This is a genomic window from Saccharopolyspora phatthalungensis (assembly GCF_014203395.1).
In the GTDB taxonomy this organism is placed as follows: domain Bacteria; phylum Actinomycetota; class Actinomycetes; order Mycobacteriales; family Pseudonocardiaceae; genus Saccharopolyspora; species Saccharopolyspora phatthalungensis.
On record NZ_JACHIW010000002.1, the window covers coordinates 1,717,684 to 1,729,217 of the forward strand.

The 11,534-nt window shown below is 69.4% G+C and carries 9 protein-coding genes; 1 reads left to right on the plus strand and 8 read right to left on the minus strand.

The features are described from left to right. Positions 1 to 45 precede the first annotated feature (45 nt). The 8 genes from BJ970_RS33725 to BJ970_RS38540 form a co-directional block, all read right to left on the minus strand. On the minus strand, positions 46 to 1,119 hold the full coding sequence (locus BJ970_RS33725; RefSeq protein WP_184731755.1) for an ABC transporter substrate-binding protein: 1,074 nt from the start codon (positions 1,117 to 1,119) through the stop codon (positions 46 to 48). Between the two features lie 5 nt (positions 1,120 to 1,124). Then, the gene (locus BJ970_RS33730) at positions 1,125 to 2,225 is read right to left on the minus strand and encodes an ABC transporter ATP-binding protein (RefSeq protein ID WP_312864596.1); all 1,101 of its coding nucleotides are present in this window, start codon (positions 2,223 to 2,225) and stop codon (positions 1,125 to 1,127) included. Continuing rightward, a complete protein-coding gene (locus tag BJ970_RS33735; protein WP_184731757.1) occupies positions 2,222 to 4,000 on the minus strand; it encodes an ABC transporter permease subunit in 1,779 nt (592 codons plus the stop codon). Before BJ970_RS33735 ends, BJ970_RS33730 begins: the two co-directional genes overlap by 4 nt. Further along, positions 3,997 to 5,607, minus strand: coding sequence for an amidohydrolase (locus tag BJ970_RS33740; RefSeq protein ID WP_184731759.1), 1,611 nt, complete (start codon positions 5,605 to 5,607; stop codon positions 3,997 to 3,999). The genes BJ970_RS33735 and BJ970_RS33740 overlap by 4 nt, the downstream gene beginning before the upstream one ends. Positions 5,608 to 5,790: 183 nt before the next feature. Further along, positions 5,791 to 7,278 carry an aldehyde dehydrogenase family protein gene (locus BJ970_RS33750; RefSeq protein WP_184731761.1) on the minus strand — a complete coding sequence of 496 codons (1,488 nt, stop codon included), beginning with the start codon at positions 7,276 to 7,278 and terminating at the stop codon, positions 5,791 to 5,793. A gap of 8 nt (positions 7,279 to 7,286) precedes the next feature. After that, a complete protein-coding gene (locus BJ970_RS33755; RefSeq protein ID WP_184731763.1) occupies positions 7,287 to 7,667 on the minus strand; it encodes a cupin domain-containing protein in 381 nt (126 codons plus the stop codon). Positions 7,668 to 7,700: 33 nt separating this feature from the next. Further along, positions 7,701 to 9,305, minus strand: a complete 1,605-nt coding sequence (locus BJ970_RS33760; protein ID WP_184731765.1) for a phytoene desaturase family protein — start codon at positions 9,303 to 9,305, stop codon at positions 7,701 to 7,703. Between the two features lie 20 nt (positions 9,306 to 9,325). Next, positions 9,326 to 9,712, minus strand: a complete 387-nt coding sequence (locus BJ970_RS38540; RefSeq protein ID WP_184731767.1) for a nuclear transport factor 2 family protein — start codon at positions 9,710 to 9,712, stop codon at positions 9,326 to 9,328. A gap of 241 nt (positions 9,713 to 9,953) precedes the next feature. Here BJ970_RS38540 and BJ970_RS33770 point away from each other — a divergent pair, with 241 nt between their 5' ends. Continuing rightward, entirely contained in the window at positions 9,954 to 10,709 is a 756-nt protein-coding gene (locus BJ970_RS33770; RefSeq protein WP_184731769.1) for an IclR family transcriptional regulator, read from the plus strand. Positions 10,710 to 11,534: the final 825 nt, after the last annotated feature.

Here is an 11,534-nt window from a genome sequence, read left to right on the forward strand (position 1 = left end):
ACCTGCGGTCTGAGGGCGCGGCAGCCAGCGCTAGAACCCCGCTGCTCACGACGTCAGCCAGCTGGAAAACCGCGTCGAGACCGTCCGGTAGTTCTCCGCCCACCAGGACGAGTTCAGGTAGAAGCTCTGGCCGACGGTTTCCGCCGTGCCGGGTAGGTTCTTCGCGTCCTCGGTCGGAATCTGGGCCAGCGCGGCCTTGGACGTCGGTGTGTAGCCGAGGGTGCGCATGATGCGCAGCTGGGTGTCCGGGTCGAGCGAGTACTGGACGGCCTTCATCGCCGAGTCGCGGCCCGCCCCGCCGCGCAGCACCACGAGTTGCTCGACGTCGACCATCGTCTGGTTCCAGATGTATTCGAGTTTGACGCCGCTCTTCTGCATCGTCTGCACGCGGGACAGGTTCAGGTCCGCGGTGACGAGTTCGCCGGTCGAGACGGCGTTGGTGAGCGAGTTGTTGTCGAGGAACACTGAGTGCGGCTTGATCCGGTCGAGGCTGCGGAAGGCCCTGTCGACGTCCAGCGGGTAGAGCCGGTCCATCGCCACCCCGTCGGCCAGTAGCGCGATCTCAAGGGTGAACCACGGCAGCTGCTGGAAACCGCGCTTGCCCGGGAACCGATTCACGTCCCAGACATCGGCCCACGAGTTCATTTTCCCGGACACCAGCGAGGTGTTCCAGAAGATGTTGTGGCTGAACTGGTAGTACGGGATGCTGTAGTCGGTGATCAGGCTGGCATCGACCACGTCGTCCCGCGTCACCACGGCGCGGTCGAGCTTTTCCAGCGCATTGTTGGACCGCAGCTGGGCGAAAGCGGGGCCCTGCGCGTCGGCGACGTCGTTCTGCGACCGGCCCGCGGTGGCCATGGAGATCAGCTTCGTGACGTCGTTGGCGTCCGCGGTGTACTTGACGCCGATCCCCGTCGCCTTGCCGAACGGGTCGAACATGGCCGACTTGATGCCGTTCTGATAGGACCCGCCATATCCGGCGTAGATCAGCGAGCTCGCATCGCCGCCACCACAGCCCGTGAGCAGGGCGGCCACCCCTCCGCCACCGAGCACCGCACCGGTGGTCATCGCCCCGAGGCGCAGGAAGCCTCGGCGTCCGAACGGCGTGTGAAGGTCCATTTTCATCACTCTTTCTTCGAGGTGGGATCGCCAGGCATCACGTGCACGGAGTCCGCCGGCAGCTCGACGCCGACGCGCCGGCCGGGCTCCCATACCGCGTGGCCTCCGTTGTGACTCACCGCGCACCGCAGCCGACCGGCGCCGGCCACGTCGATTTCGTACTGGCTGGCGCTGCCGAGGTAGACGACGTCGTGCACGACCCCGGAAAACGTCGCCGGCGCATCGCTGATGCGGACCCGTTCCGGCCGGATCAGCACCACGCAGTCCGCGTCGCGGGCCAGCCCGTGCGCCGGTGTTCGCAGCGCGACATCGCCGACCATGACGTGCCTGTCGTCCGCGGCCCGCGCGGGGATTGTGTTGTTGTCACCGAGGAAGTCGGCGACGAAGACCGAAACCGGCGTCTCGTACAGCTCCGCGGGCGTGCCCATCTGTTCGATCCGGCCCTCGCGCATGATCGCGACGCGGTCCGACATCGACATGGCCTCGTCCTGGTCGTGCGTCACGTACACGACGGTCAATGCCAGTTCTCGTTGCAGGCTGCGGATCTCCAGCTGAAGTTGCAGGCGCAGCTTGCGGTCCAGTGCGCCGAGCGGCTCGTCCATCAGCAGGACCGGCGGGTTGAACACGACCGCACGAGCGACCGCGACGCGCTGCTGCTGGCCGCCCGAGAGCTGGCCCGGATAGCTGTCGGCCCACTGTTCGAGCCGGACCAGCTTCAGCGCCTCGCCGACCCGGCGGGCGATCTCCGGGCGGCCGAGCCGGCGCATCTCCAGCGGGAAAGCCAGGTTCTGGAACACGGTCAGGTGCGGGAACAGCGCGTAGTTCTGGAACACGACACCGATGTCGCGGTCGGGTGGCGGGACATGCGCGACGTCGCGACCGTCGATGACCACGCTGCCGCCGGAGGGCTCGACGAAGCCCGCCAGCATCATCAGCGTCGTGGTCTTGCCGCAGCCCGAAGGGCCGAGCAGGGTGAAGAACTCGCCGGCCGGGATGTCCAGGTCGATACCGTCAACCGCCCGCGAGCCCGCGTAGTCCTTGGTCAGCTTGCGCAGGCTCACCGCGCCGCGCCGGGTCTTCGTCGTATCGGTGATCACGCTTGTCACTTCGTTCCACCCTTCCGGGACGTGCGGCGGCCGGCGGCCGCGAGCCGGGGTGCCAGCCCGATGCCGAGCCCGGCCAGGGCCATGATCACCACGGCCGCCGCGGCAATGGTCGGGTCGCTCTGGATCGTCAACGAGTCGTACATCTGCACGGGCAGCGTGCTGACCCGCACGCCGGTAACGAAAATCGCCACCGGGGTCTCGTCGAACGAATTCATGAAAGTGAGGAACAGGGCGACGATGATGGAGGGGCGCAGCAGCGGCAGCACCACCCGGGTCAGCCGCTGCCGGGCGCGCGCGCCGAGGCTCGCCGCCGCCTGATCCAGTTTCGTATCGAGCTTGCGCGCGCTTGCCAGCACCACGACGAACGCGAACGGGAGGGCGAGCGCGGTGTGGGCGAGGATCAGGCCGGTGCGCGTGTCGGTGAGGTACAGCGGGAGGAACGCCACGAACATCGCCGCCGCGGCCACCACCGTGGGGAACAGCAGCGGCATCAGCATCAGGGTGTTGGCCAGCCCGCCGAGCCTGCTCAGGCCGCTGCGGCTGACGCCGAGGGCGGCGAGCGTGCCCAGCGTCGTCGCGAGCACCGCGACGACGGCGGCGACTTGGAGCGAGGTGACGATCGGTGCCCACCAGCTCGGGTCGGCCAGGTTCCGGTACCACTGCAGCGACCAGCCCGGTGGCGGCACGACCATCGCGCGCGACGACGACAGCGACACGGGGATCGCGATGAACTGCGGCAGCAGGAGCAGCAAGCCGACGACGAGGCTGTACGCCTTGAGGATCCAGCCGGCACGCGACAGGCCGCTCGTGTCGAGAGGCCGCACCAGCACGGCCAGCAGCCGGACTAGCCGCCCGGACGACGTCCGGCCCGGGATGGCGGCACCAGAGCGGGCCGTGTTCCGTGGCGCCGCAAGGGTTTCCAGGCTGCCACCGAAACGCCACTTGTAGAACGCCACGACGAGCAGGACGCAGATCACGAGCAGGGTGGCCGCGGCCGCGGCGAACCCGTAGTCGGCCCGCTGCGCGATCGCGCCCTGGATCGTCACGCCGAGCATCGCGCCCGAATTGCCGCCCAGGATCGCGGGGATGACGAAAGCACCGACGCCGTAGACGAAACAGAGCACGACGCCCGCTTCGATGCCCGGTTTGGTCTGCGGCAGGTAGATCCGGACCCAGGCAGTGGCCGGACCGGCGCCGAGGCTTTCGGCCGCCGGCACCAGGTTCCGCGGCACCTGCCGCATCACGCTGGTCAGCGGCAGGATCATCAGCGGGAGCACGTAATGCGTCAGCCCAACCGCGACCGCGAACGGACTGAACAGCAGGTCGTGCGTGCCCAGCCCAAGCGCCTCGCTCAGCTTGTTCAGCAACCCCTGCCGACCGAGGATCACCTGCCACGCGAAGCTGCGCACCAAAACGCTGGTGACGTACGGCGTGATCACGCATAGCAGCAGGAACTTCTGCCAGCGCGGGCTCGCGGTCACCATCACGTGGGCCAGCGGGTAGCCGAGCAGCAGGCTCAGCACGGTGGCCATCGCCGAGATCCCGAGGGTGCGCAGGATCGTCCGGACGTACCCGAAGTTCTCGAAGACGGCGCGGTAATTGTCCAGGCCCACGCTCGGCGTCGTGAAGCTCTCGACCAGCAGCACGCCAAGCGGCAGCAGGTAGACCACGACGATCAACAGCCCGGCCGGCAGGCACAGCCACAGCCAGTTTCCGCGCAGGGAACGGCCGAGGCCGGGCTTCACGGCGACATGGATCTGCGGCGGCGCGGTCATCGCGAGTAGACCTTCCGGCCGCCGATCCAGGTGGACTCGACGGTGACGGCACCCAGGTCCGGCGCGGTCAGCGGGTCGACTCCGGTGATCACGAAGTCGGCGAGCTTGCCGGGCTCGATCGAGCCGATCTCGGTCTCGCGGCCCAGCGAATAGGCCGCCCACCGCGTGTACATCGCGATCGCCTCCTGCACGGTGACCGCCTCCTGCGGGTCGAGCAGCGCGCCGTCCTGGCTGCGGCGCACGACCGCGGCCTGCATCGCGAGGAACGGGTGATGCTGCTCGGCGGTGATGCCGATGGCGTCGGAGTTGCCGGGAATGGGCAGGCCCGCATCGATCAGCGTGCGGAACGGCATCACCGTGCCGATGCGTTCGCGCCCGAGGTGCTTGATGTATCCGGGCGCGGTGGTGAGCAGAAACGCCGGCTGCGGCACCGGGACGATCCTGGCCTGCACGAGCCGCTTGATCCTCTCCGCCGTCATGAACATGTTCCCGGCATGCTCGATCCGGTGCCGGAGCACTCCCTGCCGGGCCTCGGACAGCGCCTCGACGGCGTCGATGGCCTGATCGAGTGCGCGGTCGCCGATCGCGTGCATCGCGATCTGCAGACCGGCTTCGTCGACGAGGCGAACGATCTCGCGCACCTCGTCGTCGGTGTAGGCCAGTTCGCCGCGGTAGCCCGGCTGGCCGGGGTAGTCGTCGAGGAGCGCGGCCGCGCCCGCGGTCAGCCCACCGTCGAGGAAGATCTTGACGCCGCTGAACCGCAGCCGCGCCGGGTCGACCGCGGCGAACCTCTCGCGCAAACCCGCAGAGGTCACATCACCAGCGGAGACGACGGTGGGCAGCTTCGGGTACGAACTCGTGCGCAGCAGCAGGTCGCCCTGACCGGCGAGGTGGAGCAGCGCGTCAAGTCCCTCCGCGTGCAGCATGATGTCTCCTAGCGCGGTGACACCGACGCTGAGGTAGCGCTGCTGCGCCCGTTCGATCCCTTCCCGGAGAACGTCAAGGGGCGGCTGCGGCCCGCCCAGCGCGGCGAACATGTCGTAGGTCCGCCCGGTCGCGACCCCGGCGGCGTCCCGCTCGATCCGGCCGCCCGGGGCGTCGGGGGTGTCGCCGTCGACGCCGAGCAAGCGCAGGGCGAAGGAGTTGAAGACGTTGAGGTGGTAGCTGGCGCGGTACATGACCGGGTGCGCGTCGCTGACCTGGTCCAGGTCGTGCCGGTCGGGGTAGCGGCCCTCGGTGAGCTTGAGGTGCTGGTAGTGCTCGCCCTGTCCGAGCACCCACTCGCCGTCCGGGGTGGTGTTCGCCTTATCCCGCAACACTTCCACGATGCCCGCGACCGAACCCACCCGGCCGGACCGGCAGTCGGCCGCGATCTCCCACGCGTAGGCCAGCAGCTCCAGGTGCGAGTGGGCGTCGATGAGGCCGGGCAGCACGGTGGCCCCGCCAGCGTCGAGGATCTCGGGATTCCCCGGCCCGCGCAGCACGCTCTCCCGGTCGCCGACGGCGACGACGACCCCGTCGGTGAAGCGGAATGCCTCCGCGATCGAGTTCTGCTCGTCCATGGTGATCACCTGGACGTTGACGACGCACATGTCGGTTTCGGGCAAGGCGGCTCTCCTCTACTGTCTTCGGCTGCGCGGGCTGGGCTGTCTTCGGCTGCGCGGGCTGGGCTGTCTTCGGCTGCGCGGGCTGGGCTGTCTTCGGCTGCGCGGGCTGGGCTGTCTTCGGCTGCGCGGGCTGGGCTGTCTTCGGCTGCGCGGGCTGGGCTGTCTTCGGCCTCGCGGCGCGGGTCAGCCGGCGCCGATCTGGACGGTCTTGAACTCAAGGAACTCCTCGACCCCGGCACGGCCGCGCTCGCGGCCGATTCCGCTCGCCTTCGCCCCGCCGAAGGGCAGCTGCGGTTCGCTGATCAGCGCGCAGTTCACGGCAACGGATCCGACGACCAGGCGGCGGGAGACCGCGATCGCCCGCCGGTGGTCGCGGGTGAAGACGTAACCGGCGAGGCCGTATTCGGTCGCGTTCGCCAGCCGCACGGCCTCGTCCTCGTCGCGGCAGCGGACCACCGCCAGCGCCGGGCCGAACAGTTCCTCGTCGAACACCGCGGGTTGCGCGTCACCGGAGGCGGCGACCAGTGCGGGTTCGAGGAACGCGCTGGCGGTGTTCTCGCGCAGCCGCCGTCCGCCGGTGAGCACCTCCGCGCCCTGCGCGACCGCAGCGGCCAGCTGGCCTTCGAGACGGTCGACGGCGGCGAGGTCGATCAGCGGCCCGAGGTTCGTCTCGCCGTTTCGCGGGTCGCCCACGCGCAGGGCTCGCGTGTGCTCCCCCAGCCGCGCGACCAGTTCGTCGTAGACGGATTCGACCGCGTAAACCCGGTTGGCCGCCATGCATGCCTGTCCCGCGTTGAGGAACCGAGCCCGCACCAGTTGCGCGGCGCTGAGTTCGAGATCGGCATCGGCCAGCACCACTGCGGCCGAATTCCCGCCGAGCTCAAGCAGAACGCGCTTGACCGAGCCGGCCGCGGTCCGCATCATCAACTCCCCGACCGCGCGCGAGCCCGTGAAGCTGACGCACGCGACCTCGGCAGCGGTCAGCAGGACCTCGCCAACCCGCTCGGGCCGTCCGGCGGGCACGACATTCCAGACGCCGGCCGGCAGCCCGGCGCGGTGGAACACGCCGGCGATCGCCAGCGCGGTCAGCGGGGTCTGCTCCGCCGGCTTGAGCACGACTGTGCAGCCGGCGGCGAGCGCGGCACCGACCTTGCAGGCCACCATGAACGCCGGGAAGTTCCACGGGGTGATCGCCGCGACGACGCCGACCGGTTCGCGCAGCACCGCCGCGTCTCGGTCCCTGGTGGCCTCCGGCCAGTACTCCCCCGGCAACCGCAGGGTTTCGTGGCTGAACCATTCGAAGAAGCGGACCGTGTTCGCCGCCTCCCCGCGCGCTTCGGTCAGCGGTTTGCCGGTCTCGGCGGAGATGAGCTCGGCCAGGTCGTCCACGACATCGCGCAGCGCCTCCACACCGCGCCGCAGTACCTCGAACCGTTCCCAGGCTGGCATCGACGCCCAGCCGGGCAGTGCGCCCGAGGCGGCGGCGACCGCGGCCGAGGCGGCGTCGGCGGTCGCCTCGGAGACCTGGGCGAGGCGGTCACCGGTCGCGGGCGCCAGCACGTCGAACCACTCGCTGCCGGGCCGGGACCGGCCTTCGATCAGCGGGGCGGGGCTGTCGCCGATGAGGCGTTCGACGGCGGCGCGGCCGGGATGCACGGTCGTTTCGTCCACGGCCCGGCTCATGGCAGGCGGTATTCGTCGTCGCCGACCTGCGAGCCCCAGTCGATATGTCCGAAGTGGACAGCGAGCTGGATCAGGTGGCTTCCCGGCGCGGCACCGTGCCAGTGTTCGACGCCGGGTTCGGCCCAGCACACGTCGCCGGGACCGAGGGTCGCGGACTCCCCGTCGCGTTCCTGGATCCAGCCCTCGCCGGCGATGGTGTAAAGCAGCTGCCCGCCCTCGTGGCGGTGCCAGTGCGTCCGGGAACCCGGCGCGAAATACATGGTGAGCGCGCGGGTGCCGCCTTCGTTGAGCACGATGTCCGACCAGACCTGGCCGGTCGTCGTCGACGATCGCAGCCCGGTTTCCCTGCCCTGCGGGATGCCGCGTCCGATGTGCATCTCGGGTCCTCTTTTCCGTGTGTGGTGGCGGATTCAGGCCGCCGGGTCCGGGGAACGGGCGTCGGCCAGCATTTGCGTCGCGGCGTTGTAGCCGGTGACACCGCTCATGAAGTTCCCGGGCCAGGTGCCGACACCGCACAGGTAGAGCCCGGGGACCGGGGTGCGCTGGCCGGCGCACCCCGGCATCGGGCGCGCGTCGAAGATGCGGCCCGGCACGATGTCGCCGTGCGCGCCGTTGCCCTCGGGCAGCGCGAACTCGCGCTCCAGGTCGGCCGGCGAATAGACGTGGTAGTCGGCCAGCACCTGCGAGAGGTTCGGGATGTGGTCTTCCAGCGTCGCGATGACGGCCTTGCCGAGGTCGTCTTTCTGCTCGTCCCACGTGCCGTGCGCGAGGTGGTAGGGCACGCCGCGGACGCTGATGCTCACGAAGTGGCAGCCGGGCGGGGTCAGCGACGGATCGTGGGCTGAGTCGATCATCCCGGTGATCGTCGGGCGCTCCGGCCACCGCCCGGCCACCGCCTCGTGGTAGGCCTGCTGTAGCACCTCGATGCTCGGCGCCACGCGGAAGTTGGTGCCCAGGAACAAAAGGTTCTCTTCGTCGGAGGTCGCGGCGGCGAATCGCGCGGTGCCGTCGAGCGCCAGATGCACCTTCGCCGAGGAGCCCTTCATCGGAATCGCTTCGGCCTGCCGATAGAGGTCATCACCCAGGTCGGCGGGCCCGAGCAATCGGGTCAGCGTGAGCTTGGGGCTGGCGTTGGACAGCACCCGCCGGGCCCGGAACTCGGTGCCGTCGGCGAGCGCGACCCCGGCCGCCCGCCCGCGCTCGCACACGATCCTGGCGACCTCGGCACCGGTACGGATCTCCACGCCGAGCGCGCGGCAGGCCTCTGCCATCGCGCCGGTGATCGCGCCGATCCCGCCCAGCGGTGCGGCGTTGCGCATCATGAGGTCGTTTTCCTCGTGGGAGCCCGCCCGGCGCAACGACTCCTCCCACAGCGGACGCTGCAGGAGCAGGTAGGCGCTGCCGGGCGTGCGCGGGCCGACGAGGTTGGTCGCCACCGCGGTGCCGGCGAAAAACGCCTGAAGTTCCGGGGAATCGAGGTGTTCCTCCAGAATGTCGGCGACCGAGCCGAACATCACCTGTTCGAACGCGCGCTGCTGGGCCGGCGTGCGGAATCGGGCGGCCACCTCGGGGAGGCTGGGCGGCGGATCGTAGAACGACACGTCCATCCGCTGGGCGACCGCGCGAAAGAAGGCCAGCACGCCGTAGAAGCCGTCGAGATCGCGCTCGCTACGCGCGAACTTCGCGATCTCCGAGCGCCGCTTCGCGCGGTCCGGCCACGGTGCGAGGGCGCGCCCGTCAGCGAACATCGTCAGCGAACCCAGTTCGGGACGGCGGAACCGGAGCCCGAACCGGGTGAGGTCCATGTCCCGCAGGATGCGCGGGTCCAGGCTGTGGCTCGCGTTGGCCACACTGCTGCCGCGGTAGCCGGCGAAGATCTCCTCGGTGACGCACGTGCCGCCGACGAGATCACGCCGTTCCAGCATCAGCACCGACCAGCCGGCACGGGCGAGATAGAAGGCCGCGACCAGACCACTGTGCCCGGTCCCGATCACGATGGCGTCGTAGCTGCGCACGTGAGCAACCTTTCCGCGGGCTAGCCGAGTGGTCTGATAATGCGGGCGGAGATCCGCCACCCGTCGTCCGTGCGGTGAACGACATCGCGGTACTCGGCAGCGGTGACGACGCCGGTCGAGCGCAGTGTGAGTGCCTTGGAAACGCAGGCCGCCGTGTCCGGCCCCTCGGGGCTGACGACCACGTTGGTGATGTGGTGGCTCAGCGCCGGCTGGGCGATGCCCTTGAACGCATCGATGAGCGCGGGTAGGCCCTCGGCGGTCAGCCGGCCGGGGTTGTCGAAACGGATGTCGGGGGCGAACACCTCGCCGAGCCGGTCGTAGTCGTGTGCGTCCAGAACATAGGCGACCGAGGCCAGCAGCCGGTGGATCTGGGCCTGGTCTTCGAGCGAGAGGTTGACGACTGGCAAGGGGTTCCTCCGGGGACGGGCAAGCGTCGGGGGAAGTGGGAAGTCCGGATCCGCCTCGATGGAGACGCCGTTCATGTCGCGGAAAGCCGGATTATTACGGCTCGATTTCCGCCAGATGGTTGTGCTGCTTCCGTGTGGCAGTAGTATGAGCAGGTGCTCAAACCGCAGTCAAGGGTTCCCATCTGTCGAAACGGTCGAGGTTCGCGAAGCGCGCGGCACTATCGGAAGCCGGGTATCCACAATGGACGGTAAGCAGCATTCGGCGGACGGTCAGGGCGTCCGCTCGGTGACCCGGGCGCTGTCGCTGCTGTCCGCGGTCGCCCGCGGGCCGAAGACGCTCACGGCGCTGGCCGGACACTCCGGGGTGAGCCTGAGCACGGCCTCCCGCCTGCTCGGCACGCTCAAGGCCACCGGCTACATCAACCAGGACGACGACGGCACGTACATCCCGGGGCCCGAGCTCACCGCGATGATCTCCGCGACGGATCAGTGGGCCGGTATCCGGTCGATCGCCGTGGACACCGTGCAGGCCCTGCACGACCTGGTGGACGAGACGAGCGCGTTCTTCGTCCGCGCCGGTCACGACCGGCTCTGCATCGAGTCGGCGGAATCCACCCGGCTCGTGCGGCGGGTCTGCCAGCCGGGGGAACGCGGCCCGATCCACCTCGGCGCCGCCGGTAAGGCCCTGATCGCCTTCGGCCATGCGGAGGACCAGCCGCTGGGGTTGCCAGCCGGCGTGAACCGGTTTCCCGCCTCCAGCGGCGAACACCGGACGCTGGACGAACTCCGGGCCGAATGCGTTCAGATCAGGGACCAGGGCTACGCGTACAGCGCTCGCGAGTCGACCAACGAGTCTTGGGCCGTCTCCGCGCCGGTGTACCGGCAGGCGACCCTGCTCGGGGTGCTGACCGTCGTCGTGCCTTTGACCCGCTCCGACGACGAGTACGTCCGGGAACTTACCCGCATTACCTGCGAGGTCGCCGCCGCGCGAGGCTGAACGCCGCCACCGCGAGATGGTTCACGGCTACCGGGAGTTGCCACCGCCGGCGGATCCAGTTGGTTCGGCAGCGACGCCGGCAGCTCGCAGCGCCCGTTGCACCGCGACGTTGTCGTTTGCCACCAAGACCAGGCGAATCTGCCTGGTTGCGGCGTGTTTTTTGGCGGTGCCGAGCAGTTGCAGGCCGGCTTGACATGATTCGCGCGGCTTTCGAGGGGGTTGGGGCTGTGGGAGGTTTTCGGGTTGGCATGGTTTGGGGGCGCCTTGGCATGGTTTGCGCGCCTTTTGAGGGGGTTGGGGCTGTGGGAGGTTTTCGGGTTGGCATGGTTTGGGGGCGGCTTGACATGATTCGCGCGGCTTTCGAGGGGGTTGGGGCTGTGGGAGGTTCGGTGTTGGCATCGTTTGGGGGCGCCTTGGCATGGTTCGCGCGGCTTTTGAGGGGGTTGGGGCCGTGGGAGGTTCCGGGTTGACCTGGTTCCCGGGCGCCTTGGCATGATTCGCTCGCCTTTCGAGGGGGTTGGGGCTGGGGGAGGTTCGGTGTTGGATGGGCCATCCCCGCGATCGGTGGAGTGTGGGGGCTGTGTTCCGGAGGTCAAGCCCGGCCTGGCGGCCGCCTCTTCGAGGTTTCAGGCTTGACATCCGGCCCACAGCCCCGGTTCGGCTTTATATCGCGGGGATGGCCCCGGAGTGGGCTGACGCAACCGGCGGGTCGCGTTGCCGGGGTGGCGGATTCCGTCGTGGCTGGGACTGGTGCCCGGTCGGCTTGGGGTTGTTCCGTGAGGGTTTGATCGGTCGTGCCGGAGGGCGCCTTCGGCGTGTCGTGGA